Consider the following 25,346-nt stretch of genomic DNA (forward strand, 5'->3'; position numbering starts at 1 on the left):
AAAGACGCAAAAATCTTTTGTCAGAACACTGCTACGCATGGTCGCGTAGGGGAACCGGGATCGGCGATGTGATAATTTCCAGGAAACTTTAGTAAGACATATAGCACTGAATTTACTCAAGCAGGAAAAAACTGCCAAAGTCGGCACTCAAATCAAACGTCAGAAAGCTGGGTGGGACAATAATTATCTTGCTAAGGTATTGTTTGGCTGACATTACCCATGCGATTGCCCTGGACACGAAATAAACGCCAATGAGAAATTCACCGGCTTGTCCGGTGTAATGGCTGATTGGCATTCTTTCTGAGCCTACTCACATTCTCCCATCAACATCCTGTTTTTTCTTGTCAAATGGGTCTTGGACCATTCCCTCCACCCTTTTTTTGATAACCATCGCGTCGATTATTTTAATAATCGTTTCTTGATCATCATTATCAAAGTTTTCTAATGCTTGGAGACGATCTGCCGATTGCACGGTTATTGTCCATTTTTCCCAAACCAACAAGAAAAGCGATATCTTGTTCCAAATATTGCCGGTTATTCTCAGGGCAGCACAACAGCAAAGCAAGTAAGACCCCAAAAGTAACCATCTTGGATTCGATTCAGATGGGTAAAAAAGGTGTTCTGCTGGTGCGTATGACGCACCCTACAGTCCGAGGCATGCGAAAGACAAAGGTAGGGTGCGCCCTACGCACCGTGTAAAAAAGCCTGGCTGAATTTCACTGGTAATCACAGATCTAAATAGCAAAGACCATAGAATAAATTTCCATAATTCCGCGTGGTGACGGCTCATCAACTATGTATTCAGGGAGGTCATATATTTCTGCGCAGCATCATACAGAATCACACTTGCGGCAGTGGCAACATTCAACGAATTGACCATACCATAAATTGGCAGATGCACTGAAAAATCCACCATGTCCAAGGCCTCGCTGCTCACGCCCAGGGTTTCGTTGCCCAATACAAACAGTGTTGGATAAGCGTAGGTTGTTTCTGTGTAGAGTTGACTTTTCTTGGTAAGCTCCACCGCCACTATCTGGTACCCTTGTTTCCTGCACGTATCCAACTGCTCACAGGTTGAAGAAAAAGGAGTGATCGGTACCCAGTTCTGGGCTCCCCTTGCCATCTTCCGAGCCCTTTTGCCCTCAGGAGAGGGGCCATTTGCAGGAATATGAAGGCGCTCAACCATCAGTGCTTCAGCAATACGGATGATCGATCCCAAATTATGCCCGCCATTAATGGTATCCAACAGAATTGATATGGGATTTCGCTGTAACTTGCGGTATTCATCCCTGTCATACTTCTTCTGACGTAACTGGTCTGTTGATAATTGATAATCTATTTCAAACATGCGCTATTCGTGACACAATCATAAAGACAAAAACGGACAACCAAACTGTTTGGTGCAAACAGGTGTTCTTTTTCCGGCTATGAGGCATACCATCTCCAAACGACGGATACTCTTGCTATGCAGTATGTTCGGAGCATACTGCCTGCCCCATTTGTGATACCGTTATCTGTGGCAGAAAGATTCCCATAACAAGAATCTCTCTGCACACACATCTGTTTTTACTCTGCGATATAACTGCAACAGTAATCGGTAATTTTCTTTACCTTTAACTCAAACGAACTATTGGCTGGCACTTCAAAACTTGAACCACCCTGAAAACGTTGCCAGGACTCACCAGGCAGGAGCACATCCAGATCGCCAGAAGTAATCTCCATAATCTCTTTTGCTTCGGTTCCAAAAGTATATTCCCCCGGCAACATGATACCCAGAGTCTTTTTCGTACCATCTTCAAACAGAATCACACGACTGGTAACCTTACCGTCAAAATACATATTGGCTTCTTTAACCACTGATACATTATCAAACTGAGACATATTCTTCCTTTCCGTTTATATTTGTTGTATTGCTACCGCGTCTATAAACACACAGCCCTGATTTCTCATATACACGTAGCATTTCAGCGGCACGGGAATGGGTCTACCAAATCCCCACCCGGTACGGTTGAAACAATTGACAATAGAAACAGTCTATAGCCACTCATTGCTGGTTGCCGCAACAATATTCGAGCACTACACAAGGCAAATTTGTCTTCTTTGGCCTTTGCGCGTAATATCAAGAACTCGTATACTATTTTTTGGGCAGTTATTATTTCCAGGTCCTGAGGTTTGGCTAGCAGATGACGTTACAGGCCTTAAAGGAGTAAATATGTGTGTGTTACATGTGAGCAGCAAAACAACATCTTTTGCCGCTTTTCTCGAAAATTCACAATTTCCTGCTTATAAAAAACATGAAAAGGGAGAAGTAAACAAAATCAGATACAAGCCAGTTACGTATCAAGATTACGGCTTTTCATCTGTTGTCAGCAAAGGAGAATGGGATGATCTTGCAGGGCAAATCTCAGATGCCCACACGTTTCTGCAAAAATATGGACAGGAACTACGCAGTGTGATATCCACACACGAGGACATCGATATACAGCTGGATTTCCCATATTCGTGCCGTTTGAATGAACATATCCTTATGCACAGCGATTATCTTCCGCCTGAATTCCTGAAATTGGCAGGTGAATTAGGCATTGGAATTACCCTATCACATTACTATCCGAGCGTGGATTAGAAGGAACACAAAAAACAACAACAGATATGTTTGAAGACGTCATGCTCTTTCTTAAAGAACCAAAACATCTTCTTCTGGTTCTCGTAAACACACCGTTATATTACCTGTACTATAAACTGATTTTTGGAGATGCACAGAATTTGGCAGAGAGTTTCACCCAATCTTCACAGCTTGATATTGTATCCTTTTGCAAAGGCAGTCTTTTGGATGACTGGTGGCATACGGCCAAAAGTATATGTTGGATGCTCTTCTGCTATAAGACCATCGCCCTGGAATATTCGTATTTGTTTTGTTAACACTTTTGCACATTACATCATAGCATGAGTAAAGAAAGACTCTTTTTACTGTTTTCACTCTCAACATTTGGTTGTCTGCTGGGATATTATAACGCGTATAAAGCAACCATTATTCTCTTCTCTTTATGGAGTATCGCGATCCGTTCTCCTGCAACCTACAGCGAAAAAATGTCCTTCAGACGAGAAAAAATATCACGAATAGAAATGCTGGATATTCTTGCTAAATTGTCTATGCTCCCTGTTCTTTTGATCGCTTTTATTGAATTGCCTGATGATTACCTGGAATCCCTGCTATGTAAACCATCATTTTTGGCTGCAGTATGGGTCTTTTTGAATCTCATGAACATTGACATTTATTTCAAACAAAACGTAGCCATTCAACGACTTAGAAAAACATGAGGGACCCTGGATCAAGGGTCGGCAATTATGTCTGATAAAAACTGAAAAGGCAGGGTACTTGCCCCTGCCTGTCGATTGCTCTTTTTCTCTGGGTATCCTTCCCAGAGGACGTTATCTGCTCATGAATGGTAACAAAGCAGATGCTGTGAAATTTGCTCACCAACTGTTTAAAACACTAAATATTGTCGAAAAATTCTGACCAAGGCTCCCGTTTACTTCAGGCACCACAATTCCTGATTGTCCGGGTTAATTGCGCACATTCGTGCCCCACCTGCGAATATACTACTTGCTGCATTGCCTATCCGTTCCCACTTTTCAGGGGTGCCGGAATATTTATACACACCACTTCCATCCGGAGACAAACCATACAGAGTACCATACGCATCTACAGTAAATGTTTTCCCTGGCCCCCCAATCCTTGTCCATTTTTGAGAGGTTTTATCAAAACTGTATATATCTTCTGTCTGGGGATTAATGGCAAATAAAGCATCTCCACCTGCATAAATCTTTACTGCCGGGCCACCGATTTTCGTCCATTTATCGGGAGTACCCTCGTATTTATACACACCACTTCCATCTGGGGATACCCCATACAGTTCCTGACGACCTGTTGCAAACATCAGCCCCGGACCACCGATTCTTGTCCACTGCTCTGAGCTGGAATCGAAACTGTAAATATCCCCTGTCTGGGGATTGGTGGCAAACAGTGCTTTTGATATATAAGAATCAATTCCATATATCTTTAGAGCCGGTCCACCGACTTTCTTCCATTGCCCTGGCGTTCCTTGATATCCATATACAGCAGATCCGTCAGGAGAAATACCGTATAATCTCCCCCCGGCCACAACAAAGGACTTGCCGGGCCCTCCTATTTTTTCAAATGAGAGCGGTATTCCTTTATATGTGAAAATATCTCCGGTGGAAGACTCAACCGCATATTCCAAGGTTCCACTGTCAATCTGTTCATACCCCAGAACCACATTGCTCACAGCCCCCCAATGTTTTTCCCAGGCAGCTTGAGCCGATGCAGCACACGTGCAAAGCAACACTACGGTTATCGCGACAATTTTTTCACCTGTGTTTCGTATCATACGGCCACCTCCTCATTGCTTACAATTGATCTTTACAAGTAACTACTCACAGTGCACCTGATCTTTCCGCGATCAGCCTGGCTTACGTATGACCTAATGCACACCATCAGCCCGTGTGCCCTCCTTCACCATGTAACCAGTTATACATACAAATAAATTTCAAACTAAAAGCTATGTTCCCGTACTTAGGATCACGAAAAAATAAATTATCCAATTTTGCTTGTCTCTCAACTCGGTAACCTCGTCGCGTCAATGACTCAATACGGCCAGTATGGAACCATTGACGCGACAACGACCAAACCTATATCCTACGCAATTTTTGGATATTTACTATTTTCCGCGCCCCTTACTTTTTTGCGGCGTGTTGAATTGAGGGAAAAAAAAGAGCCCATGGAAATCCTGTTCCATTGGTTGCAGCGCCCTTGATCTCTGTGGGATAGTTTCTATTGTCAGTATCTCCAAGTCCCAGTTGACCGTACGTATTTTCACCCCAGCCATACAGCCTCCCATCTTCCGACAGTGCCAGGGAATGGTTATGTTTTGCTGCCAGAGAACGAAGAGACGGGCCAAAGGCAATAGTGATTGGTGCAGTTTTATATGATCCTGTAAATGTATCGCCCTGTCCAAGTTGACCTGAGCTGTTTGAGCCCCAGGCTTGTCCCTCTGCCAACAATCCCCTTGTAGCCAACGAATGCCCTGCCCCTGCTGCAATGGTGTGAAAAAAGAATCCCACCATTGTAGGCGAATAGCGGTTATCCAAATCTCCAAGACCAAGGCGACCGTACCCATTGAGCCCCCAACTCCAGAGAAAATTGTCTTGTTTAATAGCCAGACAATGATATCTTCCGGCAGCAATGGTTCTCCATGTTGTATCTGTGCCAATCTGAGTGGGATCAGTGAGTCCTGTGTTCTCCCCAAAAGTGTTTTGTCCCAGCTGGCCGTACAGATTGTCTCCCCAGGCCCAGAGTGTACCATCGGCTTTCAGAGCAAGGGAAAAATTTTGACCTGCGCTAACGGCGACCCAGTTTTTTTCAGTACCTATTTGTTCAAAATTAGCCATAATCTGTTGATTGTTCACAAACACATATCCCCACCACCAAAGACTGCCGTCACTTTGTATGCCAAGATAATGAGATTGTCCTGCAGCCACAGCAGACCACTGTGTTCCCGTTTGAGGTTCAGTCGGAGTAACGCTGTAATTTCCCCAGGACCAGAGAGTACCGTCAGAGCGAATTCCAAAAGAAGTGTAAACTCCGGCCGCAACCCTCTCCCAGTCTGAATCAACCCCAACCTGCCTGGGTGTTAAGCTTTTAAAATTTCCTGCTGCAGGGCCTAATCCCAATTGGCCGTACGTGTTGTCTCCCCAGGCCCAGAGCGTACCGCCGGAATGTACTGCAAGGGAATGCCGATCGCCTGTGGCCATGGTTTTCCATCCCGCAGATGCATCCTGAACCGAGATCCTGCCAAATGTTCGCCGGATGCTGGAGCTATCAAAACCTTCAGATGCTAAATAGAATCCATCTGCACCTCCTCCCATGGCCACTGTAGGATACTCTGCTCCCCACACCGTCAACGAAGAAAGATTGTCCAGAAATTCAGCAAAACCGGTACCATGCCCTGTCAAATTTCCAGAAGAATCGGAAGTCAGGATAATCTGACGACCGACAGTATAAAATGTACCATTACTGTCAACGACCCAGGCTGCAAAGCAATCGTTTCCATTTGCTGTACAGCTGACATCTGCGATATCGTACACGTTCATGCTCACCCCACTAAGAACATCTCTGTACACAGTGGTTGGCGTATTCCAGCCGCCCGGGTAATAGCGAACATGTAAATCGCCCGCATTGATATGCCTGTTGGTTACCCAGGTAATCATGTAATATTGAGCGCCTTTGGAAAAAGCTACGGCAGGAAACTGATGTATTCCCGCCAGCGGCGTGCCGTTATCAGACAGACTGAGGAGTCGCACACTGGCAGGATTTTTTTCAAAAACACCTTCTGCCTGTACTCCTGGCACGGTAACCCCGTATATTTTTTCCGTATCATCATAGACAATCATAAATTCATCGCGGACACTGTTGTATGCAATATCCGGATGGGTGCTGGCTGTCATGGAACTTGAACGAAGGAGAAGATTTTGCCACGATATTGCACCATCTATACTGATGCGAAGACCGGCTATGTAAGGGTAAGCAGTAGCATCATCAATGATCATGATGACCTGAAAATCTTTATTGGTTGGGCTGTAAACAATACGAGGTGATTTTTCGCCTGCAGCTAAACAGAAGCCAGGCCCTGAGGGACATTCGTGCATATCTTCAGCAACAACAAAAGGGGTCAGGGTATCAGCAGGACCACACCAGGGAACAAATCTCCCGTAAATATCCCAGGACAAAGCAGTATACGCTCCAGTGGGATCATAGGACCAGACAACCAGATAACGATCAAAGACGGGATCGTAAGCTACATCCGGCTGTTCACAGCTATGAGGAAGATTTGCTATGACATAGTTTGCAATATACCTGCCTGCAGAGGAAAAACGTGCAGCATGGATTTGCTGCACGCCAAGAGTGAGAACACTGTGGCTGTACTGATACACCACCAGGTATTCATCGTGCTTACTGTTGTATGCAACCCTTGGCTTTCCGGGTATATCTCCCGGCAGGCCTGCAGTGAGCGAAACAGATGGATTGAACTGCAAGGCTGCAAAGGAGTTTTGGCTCGCCACCACCACCGTCACCACCACAATAAAAATGAAAAAAAAGCATCTCATACATATCCTCTTGCCAGGAGTTACAGGCACTGTTTATACGAAAAATCGGCATCACCGAAAACTACAGTGGAGTCAATTATCAATTTGCTCTGCCGTCATTCGTATTGCAGTGGCAAAGGGTCACGGAAAAGACAACTTATTTTCCGCGACCCAAAAGCCTTTACACAAACCATATCCCAGTTATAAATAAAGAAGTCAATACGGACTATTACGTAAAAAAGAGGTGAGGTACTACGTAGATTACAAACGAGACAATTGATCAAGAAGCAAATAATCGTGCAAACACAAGGTCTTTAGAGGATATCCACATATATGGACCAGCACTGGCTACAGGGACACGATGCCTATTTTAACAGCATACCGGGTTAATTCCGCAACTGTGTTGAGCCCAAGTTTTTTTCTTAAATTCTGACGATGAATTTCAACGGTACGTTTACTGATATGCAGGGTGTCGGCCATGTATTCACTATTTTTTCCCTCAGCAATCAGCTGAAGAATTTCCATTTCCCTGGACGACAGGTCACCTTCTCTGGCCACAGCCTTTTCAGGCGTCATTTCAAGGGCTGAGGTAACCACCACTCCTGTTATTTCCGGGCTGACATAAAAATTTCCACCATGCACCTGACGAATGGCAAAGGCCAACTCATCAAAGGCGTTGGTTTTCAGAATATAGCCTGCCACTCCTGCTCTGAACATACCCATGACATAGTGTTTATCTGCGTGCATGGAGAGGGTAAGAATTTTTTGTTTGGGTATTTGTCTGATGATTTGGCGAGTTGCTTCAATCCCATTTAACTCCGGCATGGAAATATCCATTACGATCACATCAGGTCGCAGCTTCTCGGCAAGAACCAGAGCCTCTCGCCCATTGTCAGCCTGCCCGACAACTTCCAGATCTTTTTCACGTCCTATGGCTTCTGAGAGGCTATCTAAAAGGAGTTTATGATCATCCACCAGAAGCAGATGAATGGCTGTGTCATTTTTCATGTTTCTTTTTGATTGCTTTTCAAAGGAAGTGAAAGTGAAACTCTGCTCCCAGAATAAGGGGCAGTGTCAATGGTGACATCACCACCAAGAGCCTGGATGCGTTCCTGCAAACGTACAAGTCCATAGCCGCCTCCCGAGCTTTCAGTATCAAGAAAACTGTTAAAGCCTTTTCCCTCGTCTGCAACAGTGAAAACGACCTCTGAAGTATCACATGTCATCCATATTACTGCCTTCCTGGTGTCAGCATGCTTACAGACATTGATCAGAAGTTCTCTGACGGCACGGTAGAGTGTGATATTCGCATTTTCAGTCAAGTTGTCCAAAGAAGAGTGCAGGGGCAACTCATTTCGCAGGGTCACGTCCATACTGTGGCTGCTTTTCATATCATCGACCAACCACTCAAGAGCTGGCACTAACCCGAAATCGTATAAAATTTTAGGGCTCAGCTGAAAAGTCAAAGAACGGATTTGCTTCACCGCTTCTTCAGTCTGTGCCAGGACCAGATGCAGAGACTGCTGTTTTTGAGAAGAAAGGGACTGTATATGTTTTTTCAGTTGAATAACACTCAATGCCAGAGTCTGAGTCACACTGTCATGGAGATCATCGGCTATACTCTTCCTCTCCTGTTCCTCAACCATAGCAAGCTCGGCAGACATATTTTGCAGTAAACGTCTGTGTACATCAATCTGTCGATTGGCAGCAGATGCCAGCCCTTTTTCTTTATGAAGACTCGCATACAGCTTTGAATTTTCAATTGAAACAATAGCCTGGCCAAGCAAAATATCAAGAATTTTCAGTTGCCCTTTATGAAAGCCGGTATGGGCAGCAGTTTTTTCCAGGTAGAGAATGCCTGCACAGGTATTTTTCCTGAAAATCGGCATACAGAGAACGGAAATCCAGGGATTACCCCGTATATAAGGATCAGCTGCAAATATGGTAGATTGTATGGAATTTTCCAGGATCACTGTTTGACGTGCACGGGTCACAAAATGTATTACTGATGTAGGCAAAGAGAGCTGCAGCTGATCCAAACTCCTCTGCTGCATTATTTCAACATAGTCATTTTTTGTTTCAGCCAAAGCCTGGAGATACAACTGTTGCTCTTCATATAAAAACAGAAGCGCCCTGGTTGCTTGTGTTTTTTTCAGCACCAGTTGAATCAATTTTTCCATGATACGCGAAAACCTTGTTTCCCTGGCAATAGCACGTGCAGCCTCCAAAACATCATGAAGATCACCACCGGTAACCAAAGCCTCTTCCCTCTCTTTTCCAAAGAAAGCTCTGGGATACACCGAAGCAGTATCAGCAAAAACAAAGGGGGGATACATTTGCTCCATGGCTGCAGTCTTGGCAACTGCGCCCCATTGCATATACAGCTCATGGGCCTGTGATATATACCGGCTGGCAGTATGCTCATCATTTCCAGCAAGATAATATCTGCCCGCCAACTCCAACCCCAGAGCCTGCTCATGGAGATAGTTGTTTTCCCGTGCGTGCTGAATACCTCGGGAAAAATAGTCAGCAGCTTGTCTGTGCTGCAAATGATGCGCACAAAGTAATCCCTTAACAAGTTCGTATTTATGCACAATATTCTCAGGCACAACAGCCGACCATTTCTTGAGCTTCCTGAGATTTCGTCGAACCGTATGCAGATATCGGTGTCGTCTTCTCCAAGAGCAACTTGACAGGACGGAAAGACGTGCTATGGAATCATAAAAAAGCAATCCGTAACTCTCGGGCAGTGCCATGGCCGCGTCACTTCGTCTGCTTGCAGCATCTGCAAAACGAATACTCTCCTGCGATTTATGAAAGAGCACACACAGTAGCAGAGAAAGGTAGTCCTGGGTAAACAGCCCAAAATAGTTGCCAGCCGCCTCCATGGTATCTGAGCAGGTTTCTCTATCATAGATTGGCCCCCGCAGGGCCCAGGGTTCGGCATTCCAGGTAGTGAGGTTAAATACCACCTGACGAAACATATTCAGATCATCTACAGGTACAGACTGATTCAAATGTTTCAAATCATCGCGTAACGTATTCATCTGTCTATATAAAAATTGTAGATCAACACCACCATAAAAGCTGAAAGAGCAATAGGTTGCAGCACAGGTTGCGGCAAACTGGTGATCACCTGTTTCGCGGCCAATCCTGTGCCCTTGTAACAGAGAAGGACACGATTCGAGCAAGTGCTGCTGCCAGTGGCTGATAAACCCATGTACGGTTGCAATGGTTCTGGCTTCTACAGACCTGAAATTGTTCTCTCGCAACAATCGTAACGCAAGTAATCCGAATTGATGCCCAGCCTCAAAACGTTGCATAAGCCCACAGAGGAGAAACCCATATCCCGCATAAGCAAAGGCTGAGGCATCAGTATTGCCAAACTGCAATGATAAACGGATGCTTGTAAAAATGATGAGAGGGAGCAGGTGAGGTCTGGCGTAAAACGCTGCCAGGGTTGTACAGGAAAAAACCCGCAAAACCGACACAATCGCCGGGTCGCTCATTCCGGAAAGCTCTGCCAACCCGGCTGTTTTTCTTTTACGAAGCTGCCACAACGTACACAGGAGGCCGAACAGAATATCACTGGTACGGGGGTGTTTTTTTAAGCGGACTCCAAGCTGGCGTGCAAAATCAAGAGCAACGTCTATGGCTTCATCCATTTTCCCACTGGCATAAAGAAAACTGGTCTTGATTTCATATATTTTTGTTTTGCTAAGAGGGTCATCAATCTGTTCATCAACACACGTGACCAACGCATCCATTTCCTGAGACTTTCCCAAAAGCAACGCGGCCTGGGCTGCACCTTGATACAGCTCCTGCGTAAGCTCTGGGTATACTGCCCAGGACGATGGTTTACCAGGGATCGTTTGCATCAGAAACTCAACACACTCTATTCCTTTGCTGAAATAGGTAAAAGCTGTAACATAGGCTGCCCGCGTGAGCGCCAGTACTCCCCCCTTATGATTGAGCAATACAAGTTTGAAAAGATCCTGCACATGGTGCGCGCCACAGGGCGCTACATTCAACAGATTGATCACCTGAAACAGCGCATTGGCAGAATTTTCTTCATCAAGATGTGCTTGCAACACTCTCCCAATCCGCACAGCTTTAGCCTCATACTCCTGTTGTGTTAAAGTCGTCAGTAGACTATCCTGAATGCAGTCATGGGCAAAAGAGTATGCAACGGCTGCAGCAGTTGTCCTGGCAGGCGCATTGCGATCTTCACGGATTTCCGTTACGAGCAGCCCGATTTTTTCAGCACTGGACAGTGCATGCTCAATAATGCAAGGCTCCATCTCGCAACAGCAGAGAAGTTGTACAACCTCAAACCGATAGCCAAGTAACGCTGCTGTAACAAGAATATCAAGATACTGTTTGTCAAGCTCAGCTATGCGAGCGCTGATGAAAAGAGCAGCATTATCGCAAACAGGTAAACGCCCCAGATCTGCTGCATTCCACTCCCATTGAGCGCTGGTGGAATTGTAAGTCAGCAGACTCTGCTTTTGTACAAACAGAACAAACCCCTCAATTAATATCGGAATTCCTCCGGTTTTATTGGCAACCACCTTACTCAGCTCATAAACCTTTTCCAGTGGACACTGCAGGAGATAACAAAGCTGTTGCTGTATATGCCGCCTCTTCAGTGGTGGTACCGTAAGCTGCTCAACAGGCATGTTCCGTCTTGCCAGTTCTTCCAGCAAAGTAAACCACGGATGTTCAGGAAGCATCTCCTTCTCTCGAAAAGCCACGACAAACAGAATATGGCTGAGATCATCATCAAGACAGATTAAACGGATCAAATCCATGGATGCATCATCCGCCCATTGCAAATCATCAACAAACACCAATAGAGGTTGATCAGGATCTGTGAATGCCCGGATAAAAATCTGAAACAGATACTCAAACCTGTTTTTTTCAGCAATGGGGGATAAAAATGTCGATGGTTCCTGGGAGGGAATTATGTATTTAAGGTTTGGAACGATTTGAGTGATCAGGGAAGCGTCATTTTTCAGTGCACGGGTAATTTTTGATTTCCATGAATCAAATGTCGGTCCATCTTGACTTAAAATCCATTCAACTCCACTGTTCAATGCACTTGAAAGTGCGCTGTACGGTAAAGAATGACAAGTTTGATCAAATTTTCCACAAATATATCTACACCGCTTACGGCCCAGGTATTTTCCGACACTTTGTACCAGCGCAGACTTGCCTATACCGCTTGGTCCCTGTATGTGGATGATTTGTTTTGCCTGCCCGGTTCTTTCCCAGGCACGCAAAATCGTCTGAACCTGCTCAGAGCGACCAAACAATGTTTCTGAGATACCCGTGGTACCTGACGAATTATCATCCCAGGATACCTCTGGGGATGCTATGGCCTGTTTTTCCCCACTGTTTTCACATTCAGCATCAGGTGATTCAGGTTTCTGTGTCATGTCCGTATCTTTAGTCATACGCCAACTCCTGGAAATCACCCTCATACCTAACACATTTTTCGCAGCCTGGTGGTATTGCTGAATACACATGATTACAAATCTTTACGGGAATTACAAATCTTCTTTTTCCCTGAACAATCATGAATCCCGGCAATAAACGGCAAAAGTTTCAAAAAATAATATATTTTTGAGGCATAGTGTCAGACAGCTGACAGACACTTACCTCACATGAGGGTAGGCTGAACCCATCAGTAAGAATCTAGCTACCCAAACACCTTGCCGGGATAGACAAAACCACCCGTGGGTTCTCTCCGACAGCAGTATCGGGAAAACCAGGAGAAGAAAAATGGCCGAAAATGTTCAGTGTAAAGACGTGTCCATGTGTGAGCACGCACCAACTATGATTGTCGAAACAAAACAGGATGACGGGAATGCGATCGATGACGATATGGCCTATGAGACGACGCATTGTACTTCCTGCGATACAGACGTCCCCTGCAGCCAAACAGCCTGGGAGACATGTACAGAATCATCCACTCTACTTTTCAGAGCACTTAAAGCTGGAAGAATTCGCGGAATGGTATGTATTATGCGAAGCAATACCACTACCCCCGAACACGATTCCATGCTTTTCCAACTGGCCAGGGAACTGATTCAGCGCGATATTCTTGTGGCTGTCTCCGGCTGTGTCAGCCCTGTATTGGCGAAAGCAGAACTGACAGGTGCAGATGCTATCATCTCGGCTAGTTACGGTTTGACTGAACTCTGCAATCACCTGGATATCTCACCTATCCTCTACATGGGCAGTTGTACCGAGCATGCCCGCATCATAGATCTCTGCACTGAATTGGCAGATCACGCTGAAACAGACATCAGCAAGCTGCCCATAGTAACCGTTACAGCTCAATGGCATTCGCAAGAAACAACCACCACTGAACTGAACCCATCTGACCTGAAAAAGATTTATGGAACCTGTTTCTTACAGGAAAACAATTCCATAGAGACAGCAAACAGTATTGACGGGCATATTCACAGCAAACGAATACATCTTGCATGGTGTGATCAACACCATTGCAGCATCCACTCTTGAAACCTCAAGAGCCCTCATATCTGTGAAAAATAAGTAACTTGGGGAATACACACCGTACATCCCGCCCCGGTAAGGAAGGGGTGGGATGTACGGCATCCTATTCACGACAACTGCATGTCCGATGGCTCGAAACACCGCAAATTATACGCGTGAAGAATTCTACATATAAGTAGAAGAGGCATTTAAGGGGCTGAGAAAGCAACATTACTTGATCCTGCAGAACTCACACGCTCTGACCATCATTCTGCATCCAGAGCATCACGAACGGATCTTGCCAGTTCAGCATAATCTACAGGTTTCATGAGAAAAGTCTGTATCCCCATCATTGCAGCTTTTTCCGCGTCCATTTCGGCGCTATAACCAGTACACATAATAATGGGTATATCAGAGCGGATTTCCAATATTTTCCTGACCAGCTGTTCTCCTGTCATTTTAGGCATGGATTGATCTGTGATAACAAGATCAAATGCATCTGGCTTTGAATAAAACAGGTCAATGGCCTGTTGTGCCTGGGTGCAGACAGTGACAGTATATCCCAACAGCTCGAGTTTCTTTTGGGTTAAGGCAACTATTTCCCGTTCATCATCCACCACAAGAACACGCTCTTTGCCCGTCGCTTTTTCCAAATGTTGTACCTTATCTTGAACACCTATCTGGGTGTCGGAATCAAGGTAGGGGAAATAGACATGGAAATGAGAGCCGATGCCCACTGTGCTCTCCACTTCGATAACACCGTTAAATGATTTCACAAACCCATGGACCATTGCTAACCCCATACCAGACCCTTTTCCGGCATCTTTCGTGGTAAAATAGGGATCAAATATCTTATGAATGACGTTACCTTCAATACCAGGGCCATTGTCGCTAACAGTCAACACAACATAGGAACCACCTGGCAACTCCACCCTTTCGGGAGTTGTTATCAAGATATTTTCAGGTAAATCCAGCCTGCTCAGTTTGACCTGCAGTCTTCCGTTAGGACCGTCAATAGCCTGACAGGCGTTTGTGCAAAGGTTCAGGACAATTTGATGAACCTGGGTCGGATCAGCTAAAATTTGTCCACAACCAGCATCGATCTCCGTGCAGATTTCGATGCTTGCAGGGATTGTGGCCCGAAGAAGCTGGATAACCTCTGTTACAATCTGGTCGATTTGCACCGGAATCTGTTTTCCGGGTTCCTTGCGACTGAAGGATAAAATATGCCGGACAAGTTCTTTTGCCCTCTTACTTGCCTTTAAGATTTCATCTATACATTCCGTCATCTCGGCAGATTGAGGCGACTCAATCTGGGCAAGTTCTGCATAACCAATTATCGCAGTTAAAATATTATTAAAATCATGGGCAATACCTCCAGCCAAGGTCCCAACTGCTTCCATTTTATGAGCTTGGCGGAGTTGCTCTTCAATCTCTATTCTTTCTGTGATATCTCGATCAATACCGCGGTATCCCCGGAAATCACCATTTCTATCAAAAACAGGAATTCCGCTGGACTCCAGAATTACTTTCCGACCATCCTTATGCAGATTTTCGTTCACCAGATTGGCAAAAGGCTCTCGTAACTCCTTATAAAGAATAAACTTTTTAAAGACTTTCTCAGCTTCCTTTGAAGTCATTGGTTCAAAAGCCGACTGACCTAGAAGTTCTTCCGGCGAATATCCCAACAAATTCTTTACACGAGGACTCACATAGGTAAACCTTTCATTCTCGTCAAATTCCCAGATCCAATCCGTAGAATTTTCAGCAAGATCTTTAAAACGCTGCTCACTCTTCTGTAACGCTTTCTCTGCCGTATCCCTATCCTCCAGCATGATATTGACACTTTCAGCCATACGATCCAACTCCTCGAAATGGACCAGCTCTCGATCTATTTTTTCATGGGAAAAAGAAGCTTTTTGAAAAAATGACACAAGTACGTCTGTATCGTTTTTAAGATTCTTACTCAAGCGATGGAAGAAAAAAAGAAAGAGAGAAAAGACCCCCATGGAAATCAGCAGGGAAAACAGAATCTTTCTTGTTATTTCAGTTTTCAAGGCAACCTGCATACCCGCAATATCTTTTTCCACATCATCCAGGTAGAAGCCAGCGCCAATAAGCCATCCCCATTCTGGAATTCCGAGAATATAAGAAGCTTTAGGAGTCTCTTTTTCAGAGGAAGTAAGCTTGACATGGGAATAATAGATATAATCTCCCCCAGGTTGCATTGCAGCATCGTACTCTTTCTGGAAAATATTTTTCATTTTTTCCGGATTGGCAGCAAATACCTCCCACAGTTTTTCCGTACCTGAAAATACTTTTCCATTGGATACAAGGGCATCACCATTAAGTTTATTGACGAATATATAGCCCTCTTTTCCAAATCGAATTCTGCTGATGGTTGAGAGCAAATCCGCCTGTATCTGCTCTTCAATGTCATTGACATACAACCCTGTACCAATTACCCATTGATATGGCTTAAAAAGCTTAACAAAAGATATCTTTTTGAAATTACCTCCCTGGGATTTTGGCTTGGTCCAGTAATATTCACAGAAGCCCTCCCCATAAGTCTTTGCAATTTGTATTATATCTTTAACAACATACTTCCCTTTGACATCCCGTACCCCTAGAAGATTTCTCCCCTCTATCTCGGGTTTGTCAGCAAAGAGGATCTCCACCCCATCCAGGCCTGTGACAAAATAATACCCGCTGTCATCTGCATAGCGGACAGGCCGGAGGGCATCTACAATCATTCCATGAATCTCATCTTTACGATACGACAGTTTATTCTGCTCAAAAATATGTTGTGCAATTGAGAAAGCCTCGTAGGTTCTCAACCTGATCATTTGCCTGGTTACCAACTCAGTTTGTGATTTTTGATACGAAATCAATTGAGCAACCCGCTCAACCTCTTGCTTGATATTTGCTTTCTGGTTGGTAATGTAATCGTCTCGTAACTGAGCAGAACGCCCATAAAAATCTTTGTAGGAACGCGCAACATCGACTGCAGTAATGCATACAGCAACCCCTACAATAAAAACCGTACCCCAAATCTGAATATACCGACTTAGCTGAGTTTTTTGTTTCATGCTTGTATGCTGATGTGACGAGAAAAAATGATTTTCTGGAAAATAGCATAACTACCAAAACAAAGACAAAACTGACGTATAGACCCATCTTCCCTATAAACTGCTTTATAGTAGCTTATCACAAAAAATGGAGTTATGAATAAATACAATGTTCCTGGCAGTGAAAAGATTTGAGCTCTGAACATTTTAAGAAAATAATCATTACCAAATGTGTGAACACCTGGTAAATCAAGAAGCAGATAGCACTATCAAAATAGTGTTAAACACAACAGGTTACACAAAAGATAAGGTAACTACTCACAGGGGGAAAGGGTAAGCTTGAGATTCTCTTTTAGGATCGCGGGAAATAATAAATATCCAAAAATTGCGTAGGATATCAGTTTGATAACGTCGTCGCGTCAATGGTTCCATACTGGCCGTATTGAGCCATTGACACGACGACGTTACCGAGTTGAAAGACAAGCAACTCATTCACAGGAAATCAAAGATTTACAGGGCAATTGACTCATTGGGCTGTAAAACGTGCACGGTAGTTCCTGTTTCCTGCTTAACCGTTCCTGCCCATTGCTCAGCATCCTGATGAATAACATCAAAGGTGTTGTAGTGAATGGGAATAACCTGTTTGGGTTCAATCAGCTTCACGGCTCGCAGTGCGTCTTCAGGCCCCATGGTGAAATTATCGCCTATAGGTAAAATGGCCAGGTCAATGCCTTCCTCCCCGATGAGTTTCATGTCGTAGAACAATCCGGTATCACAGGCATGATAGATTTTTTTATCTTCAATATAGAATAAAAAACCGCAGGGGTTCCCGCCATAAGAGCCATCAGGCAACTGCGAGCCATGATGAGCAATGGTCAACTTTACCCGTCCCCAGGGATAATCAAAGCCACCACCTATATGCTGGGGATGCACTTTTTCCACTCCTTGAGCACCCAGCCAGTTGCTGATTTCAAAGTTGGCTATGACCGTTGCGCCTGTTCGTTTAGCTATTTCTATAGTGTCTCCTATATGATCACCATGCCCGTGAGAGACAAGAATATAATCTGCCTCGATCTCTTCTGGCTTTACCGGGCTTAGTGGATTTCCCGAAAGAAATGGATCTATAAGAATTCTGCTTCCTGCCGCTTCAATGAGAAAGGCACTATGACTCAACCACGTTACTTGAATACTCATAATATCCTCCTGTAGTTTCTTACAATTAGCAGTCAAAATATTACAACGTTCAGCTCAGGTATAATCCAATACGCTGTGCCGGCCTGATTGCGGAAATCTCAGGCATCCTATAACCAGTTACAAATACAGGGGAGTTTCACATGTATTTGTTCCCCTTATGAGTAGTTACACGAATTCCTCTAAAAAATATATGTAGTTCTTATTTCATATGGCCCTGGAATGCCGAGCAGATGCGCCTTTAACACCTCTCTTTTTCCACAAATTAATTTACCAGGTAGTACTCAATGGTAGAGACAACTCGAACCTGTTTTATATGCGCTGTACTGCTGTCTCTGTTACGGATGCTGAACTGTCCCTGAGAAGCTCTTTTAATTGTTCCTAGACGGCTTTCTGAATCTGCTGCGAATTTCTCTGCCACCTGTCGTGCTTTTTTGGTAGCTTCCTCTATCATCTCAGGTTTGAGATCATTCAATCCGGTAAAAACATAATCCGGCTTTTTATCATAACCTCCTCCAGCAAGAACAATTCCCATTTTCCCCAACTCAGAAACTGAACTCATCAACTTTCGTACTACCTCAACCTTCTCACTGTATACGGTTATTGTCTGGGAAGCTGTGAAGCGATAATCAACGGCCCCGTTGTTTGAATATTGTTGTGCTAATTTGTCTGTAACCGTTGGTACATTGTTGGTGATTTCCTCTTTGGACAAACCATGATCAAGCAGATACTGTGTAATTTTTTGAGCATTCCCTTCCATTTTTGTATAAAGAGATGCAATATCGTTTTCTGCAACACTATAGCTGACCGGCCAGATAACGATATTGGCAGGCACCTCTCTTTCTGCCAGACCTTTGACAACAACTGTACGATCATACTCTTTGAATGCAACAATTCCATTGGTAAAAAAAGACCCCAGCGCTATCGCGCCAAGAACAATGGAAATACCCAATATCGAAGCTCCCTTTGTGCTTATCGATGTGTTCATTTTTACCCCCTCGAAAAGGCCAATGCCTCCTTATACAGGAAATGAAATATTGTGTGATACAAACAGATTTGAAATATTCATTGCCACTATAGTATAATATTTCTACCTTTATATTGAGCAGCGAGACGTACTTTCACAAAACAATTACAAAAAACCAACAAAAATAAGACTTGGAAATGGTTTTAAAGAGCTTGGCAATACCTATCCATCAATGATCTTTTCCCCAGTTTTTGCATTCTATTCAACACTATATTCCCATACTACTACACATATGTCTGCAATAAAGTTTTGAACAGCTTGAAGATATGATCGTGAAAAATCCATGGTAGTACCTGTAACCTATTTCCCTAACTGTACATCGAGAATGTACTTACTCACTCATTCCAGGGAGAGGATAAGTCCCGTCCTCCATTCACAGTGTTATGGAATTTAAAAAACTCATCCACCTCCTGTATGTGCCAACCCAGTTTTGCAACATGAGTTGTCAGTACTGTTATTTAGGGGATTTAACAGAAACACAACCTGATACCACAACAATATTAGGTACACTGCATACAGCACTGGAACAACTTTTGTTGCATGGATACCTCCCCTTTAACCTCTCTTTCCATGGCGGAGAGGTAACCACCCTTTCCTCCGAAGTCCTTGACAGCCTGTTTCATACGGCCGCAAAGCACTATTCCCAATATGGCAGTCAGATACATGCTCAGGGATTTCGAGTCAATCCACCGCACATTAAAACCAACCTGCTAACATTTCAAAAGCACTGGGATGTACTTGTCAAACACCAGGTCTCAATCAGCGGCAGCGTGGACCTGCCATTACGCCTGCACGAACGGTTTCGCCGCGACAAAGGCGGCAACAGTACTCTGCAACGCACCCTGGAAAATCTTCAAGCCCTGGCAGCGTATCCATATAACAAAAAAATTTCCTGCGTTGTAACCCGAGCCCATCTCGAGGCGGTGGACGAATTCATTGATGCCATTAAATACCTGCATTACGACATTGGACTGGATATGAGCCGTTTTAACGTCATGTTTGGGTTTCATTCCCATAAAAACAATGACAAATTTCACAACCAGGTCCCAGGCACCGAGATGCTGACCCAGCTGGAACAGGTAGATTTTTACCATGCACTGAAACAGGCTTTTTTACGAACTCCCCTGGAAAACGCCTTTAAAAATGAATGGTTTAAAGAGTTTACACCTGACTTCTGTTGTTCTTCCGTTAACTGCGGAGATAAATTCTTTCTCCTCCAATCCGATGGAAGCGTTTTCAGCTGTCCCCGCGGCCAATCATCAAAGCAGTACTGTTACGGCAATATATACGAAGAAGACATAGAAACCATTATGCACAATGGTGAAAACACTATCGAACGTAACGAAAATCTCTTGTTCATCGCTGATACCTGCATGATCTGTGAATACCTGCATCTCTGTAACCTGGGCTGTACCTTTGTTCGGCAGGAAACCAATCTGCAAAAAAGTTATACATGCCTGTTGCAGAGAGAATTATACCACGACAATCCTGATCGCTACCCTTCCATGGCTGCGGCGGAGATAGAGAACTATGCACGACATTTCCTGCTGAGAAACAACCTGCAAAAACTTCACAAGGTGCATACCCAAAAGCAGCGTTTTCTTACCCCTGAGTTGAATGAAAAAGAAAACTGGCTCAGTGAAATCATCCAACGGGACACGGTGTTACAGGATATCTATGGTGACGGCCTTTTTTTACTCAACGTCAATGACGTGAACTACCGCCTGCGATCAGCCATCCTAAAAAATGAGGCAGATATCGAGGTACTGGACAGCAACAGTCAGGTTATACTTGGAGTGCGAAACGATATTTTCAGCCTGGCCTGTAACGACGAGATAAACAACTACCTGCATCTCATGCTGCTCCGTGATACCACTGTCAAGTACGGTGATGAGCAGCGTACCAAGCAGGAACATATTTTTGATTATTCCGTGTATAGAAATATCTTTCTGAGCGCCTCAGAAGAGGTAGACGGCTATTTCCTGTTTGATATTTCCCAGATACTCATCAATCATTCATACTGGTATCTGGATGGGATAAAAAACAACCTTTTTTTTACAACCAAGGCGCTCCGGGAATATCATTACACCAAGCAAAAAAAGAACGCGTTCTACCACATCCAGGCAATTAACCTGCCTTTCCATAATATTGAATTCTTTTGGAACAGGAATACATCAGTATGAATACAGAAACCGTCCTGCACGATAATAAATTACGAGTGTATCTCACCCAGACCGGCATCAAGAACGCTGACAATGCCAGACAGATCATCCAGACACACTTTACTGACCACGCCACAGAATATCCATATGTTCTGTTTCGCAATAACTCATTGTATCTGTTTACAACTTCCGGCCTGCTCATGGTGGAATCCATGCGCAGCAAAAACGGAGCGAATTATCTGCGTTTTGACGGTGAAAAGATAACCCAACTGGAAGCGGAATACTATCTTGGACCGGATTCCGGCGTTGCCAAAGGTAGTGGAGGGATAATCCCCGGTGGAAGCAATAACAACAATAATAATAACAACAACAATAATAACGGTAATAATAACAATAACGGATGAATGGAATGAAAAGGTACCTGACCACGATCCTTGGCAGAATCTTCATACATAGTGTAGCAACGGTACTTCTTACGCTCTTTGTCTGGCAAAAATTCGAAGGGTATTATCATACCAAGGGGCCTGTTGCAGGATTTTTCCCATATCTCATTGTGGTGATACTGATCTGTTATGCCTGGCGTCAGTTCTCACGCATATCCACGTATCGAACCAGAATAAAAATGGCACAGCATCCAGCCGCCTTCAGCCCCGACAAGATTGATTGTTATGTCAGCGTACAGGGAACGTTGCTTGGTGAAAACATTCATGTTTCGCCTCTCAAAGGAGAACCATGCGCGTATTACCGCTCTGAAATATTTGCTGAGTGGGAAACCAAAAAGAGGAAACCGAACCGCGGGATGGAAACCCAACGCAAGCCACTGCTGAAGGATTCTTCTGCAGATGAACTGAAAATTTTGGTACAGGATCAGCCTGTCTATGTACGGACAACAGATTTCCCACAAAAATGGATGCAATTACGGACCTATGAAAAAACCAGGGAAAAATGTCCTGCCCAGATCATTCAATCTGAAAAAAGCAAATATAAAAAATATCAGGTATATGAATCTTATGCCTGCAATGGCGACAGCATAATGGCTCAAGGCAAACTCACCAGGTTTACCGATGGTCGGCTCTTCATTGTGCCCAGCGGTCTGCATTCATACCCCTCGTTTATCATCAGCAAGGTAAAACGCACTCGCGGCGCCCAACTGGTAAAAGAAATTGTTGGTGAAGCGATGAATATGGCGACGATAAAACGCCTCGATGCCTGGATGCTTGTTATTAACGCGATTCTGCTTCTATACATCTCTACAACAGGTCACCAGGGATAACATGAGGGAGCACAAGGCCCCCCATGTCTTTGCTCCAAATATCAATGGGTAAATAAGGGTAAATGCTTGGCAGACATTTTATACAGAAAAACGCCTATGGAGACAACTCCGAGAGATACCACAAACTCTTTCCATGATGGGGAATAAGACATCCCTCTCCAAGTGTTGTAACTCTCCATGCTGAACAGGCAAACATTCATCCTATTCAGCAGTACCCCGACAATTACCAGAACATTAACAGAAAAAATAACCCTCGTGTTCTGACGATACTTTTTCACAGCCAGAATACAAAGAGGTAAAATCACTCCCACGAGCATCTCCAGAAGGTACATATTTCCTTCAACAGAGCCATCGAATGCCATGCCCGGGCTTGCCACAGCAAAGAGTTGATATAATTTGAGGCACAGATAAAACCCCAGGACAATCATTACTCCCCTGGCCAACCCAAAATAGATTTCCTTGTCGACTTTGTGATGTAAAAACTTCTGGCTTAAAGCAGTCTCAAAGCTCACCATTGAAAGCCCCATGGCAACCGCAGAAACAAGAAAATGAAAGGGCAGTTTCGTATCCCACCAAAGTGACGACATCTTGCTTGGAGCGATCAAAAACACCGCACCCAGTGACGATTGATGCAGGGTGGAAAGCATTACCCCAAAAATAACCGCCCCAATCATTATTTTCCCTACAGCCCTGCGTGCCTTTTCCCAACCAAGACGCTCAAACAGCATGGGACTGAATTCAAGCCCCAATGTTGTGGTGTAAAAAATCACATGCATGGCAACAACCCACATGACCGAATGATACTGCCACATTATGGAAGGATGCCATAGACGAAAAGGATGACCAATATCAAGAAACAAGGCCAGTACCGCCATGAGATACCCCAGAAAGGCCGTGAGAATAGCTGGCCGAACAATGGGGCGATATTTTTTCCAGTTAAACAGGTACACGGCACAGGCGATAATAAAACCACCGGCGGCCATGGCCACACCACCAAGCACATCCAGCCCCAGCCAGAATCCCCATGGATACACATCATTCAGGTTGGTAGTTGCTCCCAGGCCGTTTATCATTCGGTATACACCAACCCCCACTCCAAAAATGATCAGGAGCATCATAACAATGGTTGCAGGTGTCCAGGTCTTTATTGCAGGATTTGATTCCATTTTCTTTCACCTCACATGCAAAATTGCGTGGAAGATCAATAAACCAGCATCCACAGAGGAAGATTCCATCCCGAATGCGGTTACAAGACTTTGACCTTTGAAAGGGGAATATTCTTCCCATCCACCAGATGAATGGCACATGCCAGGCATGGATCAAAGGAATGCACTGTACGCAGCACCTCAAGGGGCAATTCTGCGTCAGCAATGGGGTTACCTAGCAGGGATGCCTCATAGGGACCGAGTTCATCGCCATCGTTTCGTGGCCCGGCGTTCCAGGTAGACGGCACAACTGCCTGGTAATTTTTTATTTTCCCATTCTCGATCACGATCCAGTGGGAAAGGGTTCCCCTGGGAGCTTCATGAAAACCGACACCACGCTGTTCCCCGGAAGGGAATACAGGTGGATTAAAGGTGGCCATATCACCTTTGCCGATATTATCAATCAAGGCCTGCCACTGTACACCCATGGTATCGTAGAGCACGGCACAGCGGATAACCCTTGCCGCGATTCTGCCGATGGTTGAATGCAGCGCATCAATGCCCACAGAGGTTCCGGCAAGCTTACTCACTGTCTGCAGTGCCGCATCGACATAGCCTTTGGTTGGACCATGGCCAGCAAGATACATAGCCAGCACATTGGCTAACGGGCCAACTTGTGCAGGTTTATCCCTATAAGTCGGGGCCTTGACCCATGAATACTTACTCTCATAATCATATCCGGTATAGTTGGGCTCAGTGTCCTCTTCAAAGGGTGAGCGATTCCATTCACCATCATACCATGCATGTTTTATGCTCTCCTTAATGTCGTCGTACAGCGTGTTTTCCCTGTGGGTGGCTATTGACTCAAACTTGCTCACATCCCCGTTCGGAATATAACCTCCCGGCAGGTCATACATGGTTCCCTTGGAATCCATGGGCATATCCGGTACAGAAAAGTAGTTCAGCACTCCTGCGCCATACCCGGTCCAGTCAGCATAGTTTGCCCCCACGGCCGCCATATCGGTAAACATGGCCTGTTTGATAAAATCTCCGACTTCATCAATCAGTGTTTTAATATTGAAGAGCTTCTCCAGGGTCAGTGTGGATGGGCTGTCCGGGTTAATCGGATTAGTCACTCCGCCCACTGCAAGATTCTGTACATGGGGGGTTTTGCTTCCCAGGATTGCCACTACCTGGTTAATTTTTCGTTGATATTCAAGAGCCTGTAGATAATGTGTTGCAGCCAGCAGGTTTACTTCAGGAGAAAGTTTCATTGCAGGATGTCCCCAGTAGCCGCTGGCAAAAATTCCCAACTGACCGCTGGCAACAAATTTCTTCAGCCGATCCTGTACACCTTTGATTTCCTGCACACTGTTCCGCTTCCATCCGGAAAGCTGCTGCCCAAGTTTGGCTGCAGCCAGCGCATCGGCTTTGGTGGCAGAAACAATATCCACCCAGTCCAATGCACAGAGTTGATAGAAATGCACTATATGATCATGAATACCATGCCCTGCCATAATCAAATTTCTGATATAGTGGGCATTCACAGGTATTTCCAAATCCAGTGCATCTTCAACAGCTCTGACCGAAGCCATGGCATGCACCGTGGTACACACACCGCAGATCCGCTGTGTATATGCCCAGGCATCCCGTGGATCCCTGCCCTTTAAAATAATCTCGATGCCGCGCCACATCTGCCCGGAAGACCAGGCATTCACCACCTTGCCATTATCCACTTCGCAATCAATTCGCAGATGTCCCTCGATTCTGGTTACGGGATCTATGGTAATTTTTTTGGCCATACTATCTCTCCTT

The 25,346-nt window shown here is 44.7% G+C and carries 18 protein-coding genes and 1 pseudogene; 7 read left to right on the forward strand and 12 right to left on the reverse strand.

From position 1 onward, the window contains the following. Positions 1-88: 88 nt before the first annotated feature. Positions 89-211, forward strand: a pseudogene (locus G493_RS33515) (ISAs1 family transposase); the annotation flags it as partial. A 99-nt stretch (positions 212-310) separates the two neighbouring features. On the opposite strand, the gene G493_RS33520 reads toward G493_RS33515, so the two are convergent. From G493_RS33520 to ppnP, 3 genes are all read right to left on the reverse strand, one after another. Continuing rightward, a complete protein-coding gene (locus tag G493_RS33520; RefSeq protein WP_153306594.1) occupies positions 311-472 on the reverse strand; it encodes a hypothetical protein in 162 nt (53 codons plus the stop codon). Positions 473-793: 321 nt separating this feature from the next. After that, positions 794-1,348 (reverse strand): TrmH family RNA methyltransferase, encoded by a 555-nt coding sequence (locus tag G493_RS0119380; RefSeq protein WP_028581730.1) that lies wholly within the window; start codon positions 1,346-1,348, stop codon positions 794-796. A gap of 218 nt (positions 1,349-1,566) precedes the next feature. Continuing rightward, positions 1,567-1,881 carry a pyrimidine/purine nucleoside phosphorylase gene (gene ppnP, locus G493_RS0119385; RefSeq protein WP_028581731.1) on the reverse strand — a complete coding sequence of 105 codons (315 nt, stop codon included), beginning with the start codon at positions 1,879-1,881 and terminating at the stop codon, positions 1,567-1,569. A 136-nt stretch (positions 1,882-2,017) separates the two neighbouring features. On the opposite strand from ppnP, the gene G493_RS0119390 reads away from it, so the two are divergent. After that, positions 2,018-2,623: a hypothetical protein gene (locus G493_RS0119390; RefSeq protein WP_153306595.1), complete on the forward strand. Its 606-nt coding sequence runs from the start codon at positions 2,018-2,020 to the stop codon at positions 2,621-2,623. 320 nt (positions 2,624-2,943) lie between these two features. Beyond that, the gene (locus G493_RS0119400; protein WP_028581734.1) at positions 2,944-3,318 is read left to right on the forward strand and encodes a hypothetical protein; all 375 of its coding nucleotides are present in this window, start codon (positions 2,944-2,946) and stop codon (positions 3,316-3,318) included. A gap of 212 nt (positions 3,319-3,530) precedes the next feature. On the opposite strand, the gene G493_RS30215 is transcribed toward G493_RS0119400, so the two are convergent. From G493_RS30215 to G493_RS0119425, 4 genes are all read right to left on the reverse strand, one after another. Next, positions 3,531-4,409 (reverse strand): tectonin domain-containing protein, encoded by an 879-nt coding sequence (locus G493_RS30215; RefSeq protein WP_051309607.1) that lies wholly within the window; start codon positions 4,407-4,409, stop codon positions 3,531-3,533. Positions 4,410-4,755: 346 nt separating this feature from the next. After that, complete coding sequence (locus G493_RS30220; RefSeq protein ID WP_035275249.1) at positions 4,756-7,185, reverse strand: RCC1 domain-containing protein; 2,430 nt, start codon at positions 7,183-7,185, stop codon at positions 4,756-4,758. A 327-nt stretch (positions 7,186-7,512) separates the two neighbouring features. Then, entirely contained in the window at positions 7,513-8,172 is a 660-nt protein-coding gene (locus G493_RS0119420) for a response regulator (RefSeq protein WP_028581735.1), read from the reverse strand. Continuing rightward, positions 8,169-12,620 (reverse strand): AAA family ATPase, encoded by a 4,452-nt coding sequence (locus G493_RS0119425; protein WP_028581736.1) that lies wholly within the window; start codon positions 12,618-12,620, stop codon positions 8,169-8,171. The genes G493_RS0119420 and G493_RS0119425 overlap by 4 nt, the downstream gene beginning before the upstream one ends. Before the next feature lie 328 nt (positions 12,621-12,948). On the opposite strand from G493_RS0119425, the gene G493_RS0119430 reads away from it, so the two are divergent. After that, on the forward strand, positions 12,949-13,692 hold the full coding sequence (locus G493_RS0119430; RefSeq protein ID WP_028581737.1) for an anaerobic carbon-monoxide dehydrogenase catalytic subunit: 744 nt from the start codon (positions 12,949-12,951) through the stop codon (positions 13,690-13,692). 239 nt (positions 13,693-13,931) lie between these two features. Here the strand turns inward: G493_RS0119430 and G493_RS33085 are convergent, their stop codons facing one another. From G493_RS33085 to G493_RS0119445, 3 genes are all read right to left on the reverse strand, one after another. Further along, the gene (locus tag G493_RS33085; RefSeq protein WP_084813673.1) at positions 13,932-16,754 is read right to left on the reverse strand and encodes a cache domain-containing protein; all 2,823 of its coding nucleotides are present in this window, start codon (positions 16,752-16,754) and stop codon (positions 13,932-13,934) included. Positions 16,755-17,243: 489 nt separating this feature from the next. Further along, complete coding sequence (locus G493_RS0119440) at positions 17,244-17,927, reverse strand: metal-dependent hydrolase (RefSeq protein ID WP_028581738.1); 684 nt, start codon at positions 17,925-17,927, stop codon at positions 17,244-17,246. Positions 17,928-18,189: 262 nt separating this feature from the next. Next, a complete protein-coding gene (locus G493_RS0119445) occupies positions 18,190-18,912 on the reverse strand; it encodes an SIMPL domain-containing protein (protein WP_028581739.1) in 723 nt (240 codons plus the stop codon). Positions 18,913-19,334: 422 nt separating this feature from the next. Here G493_RS0119445 and G493_RS0119450 point away from each other — a divergent pair, with 422 nt between their 5' ends. The 3 genes from G493_RS0119450 to G493_RS0119460 are packed head-to-tail and all read left to right on the forward strand — an operon-like array spanning position 19,335 to position 22,386. Then, positions 19,335-21,134: a radical SAM protein gene (locus G493_RS0119450; protein ID WP_028581740.1), complete on the forward strand. Its 1,800-nt coding sequence runs from the start codon at positions 19,335-19,337 to the stop codon at positions 21,132-21,134. Next, complete coding sequence (locus G493_RS33870; RefSeq protein ID WP_035275251.1) at positions 21,131-21,517, forward strand: hypothetical protein; 387 nt, start codon at positions 21,131-21,133, stop codon at positions 21,515-21,517. Before G493_RS0119450 ends, G493_RS33870 begins: the two co-directional genes overlap by 4 nt. Before the next feature lie 5 nt (positions 21,518-21,522). Further along, positions 21,523-22,386: a hypothetical protein gene (locus G493_RS0119460; protein WP_153306596.1), complete on the forward strand. Its 864-nt coding sequence runs from the start codon at positions 21,523-21,525 to the stop codon at positions 22,384-22,386. Positions 22,387-22,427: 41 nt separating this feature from the next. On the opposite strand, the gene nrfD is transcribed toward G493_RS0119460, so the two are convergent. Next, a complete protein-coding gene (gene nrfD, locus G493_RS0119465; protein ID WP_028581742.1) occupies positions 22,428-23,552 on the reverse strand; it encodes an NrfD/PsrC family molybdoenzyme membrane anchor subunit in 1,125 nt (374 codons plus the stop codon). 80 nt (positions 23,553-23,632) lie between these two features. Beyond that, positions 23,633-25,333 (reverse strand): nickel-dependent hydrogenase large subunit, encoded by a 1,701-nt coding sequence (locus G493_RS0119470; protein WP_028581743.1) that lies wholly within the window; start codon positions 25,331-25,333, stop codon positions 23,633-23,635. Positions 25,334-25,346: the final 13 nt, after the last annotated feature.

Origin of the sequence: Desulfogranum japonicum DSM 18378 (assembly GCF_000429945.1) — a bacterium.
Lineage (GTDB): Bacteria > Desulfobacterota > Desulfobulbia > Desulfobulbales > Desulfobulbaceae > Desulfogranum > Desulfogranum japonicum.

Coding starts and splice junctions, on each gene's coding strand:
- G493_RS0119380 (WP_028581730.1), bottom strand. CDS start 1,348: ATGTTTGAAATAGATTATCAATTATCAACAGACCAGTTACGTCAGAAG.
- ppnP (WP_028581731.1), bottom strand. CDS start 1,881: ATGTCTCAGTTTGATAATGTATCAGTGGTTAAAGAAGCCAATATGTAT.
- G493_RS0119400 (WP_028581734.1), top strand. CDS start 2,944: ATGAGTAAAGAAAGACTCTTTTTACTGTTTTCACTCTCAACATTTGGT.
- G493_RS30215 (WP_051309607.1), bottom strand. CDS start 4,409: ATGATACGAAACACAGGTGAAAAAATTGTCGCGATAACCGTAGTGTTG.
- G493_RS30220 (WP_035275249.1), bottom strand. CDS start 7,185: ATGAGATGCTTTTTTTTCATTTTTATTGTGGTGGTGACGGTGGTGGTG.
- G493_RS0119420 (WP_028581735.1), bottom strand. CDS start 8,172: ATGAAAAATGACACAGCCATTCATCTGCTTCTGGTGGATGATCATAAA.
- G493_RS0119425 (WP_028581736.1), bottom strand. CDS start 12,620: ATGACTAAAGATACGGACATGACACAGAAACCTGAATCACCTGATGCT.
- G493_RS0119430 (WP_028581737.1), top strand. CDS start 12,949: ATGGCCGAAAATGTTCAGTGTAAAGACGTGTCCATGTGTGAGCACGCA.
- G493_RS33085 (WP_084813673.1), bottom strand. CDS start 16,754: ATGAAACAAAAAACTCAGCTAAGTCGGTATATTCAGATTTGGGGTACG.
- G493_RS0119440 (WP_028581738.1), bottom strand. CDS start 17,927: ATGAGTATTCAAGTAACGTGGTTGAGTCATAGTGCCTTTCTCATTGAA.
- G493_RS0119445 (WP_028581739.1), bottom strand. CDS start 18,912: ATGAACACATCGATAAGCACAAAGGGAGCTTCGATATTGGGTATTTCC.
- G493_RS0119450 (WP_028581740.1), top strand. CDS start 19,335: ATGGAATTTAAAAAACTCATCCACCTCCTGTATGTGCCAACCCAGTTT.
- G493_RS33870 (WP_035275251.1), top strand. CDS start 21,131: ATGAATACAGAAACCGTCCTGCACGATAATAAATTACGAGTGTATCTC.
- G493_RS0119460 (WP_153306596.1), top strand. CDS start 21,523: ATGAAAAGGTACCTGACCACGATCCTTGGCAGAATCTTCATACATAGT.
- nrfD (WP_028581742.1), bottom strand. CDS start 23,552: ATGGAATCAAATCCTGCAATAAAGACCTGGACACCTGCAACCATTGTT.
- G493_RS0119470 (WP_028581743.1), bottom strand. CDS start 25,333: ATGGCCAAAAAAATTACCATAGATCCCGTAACCAGAATCGAGGGACAT.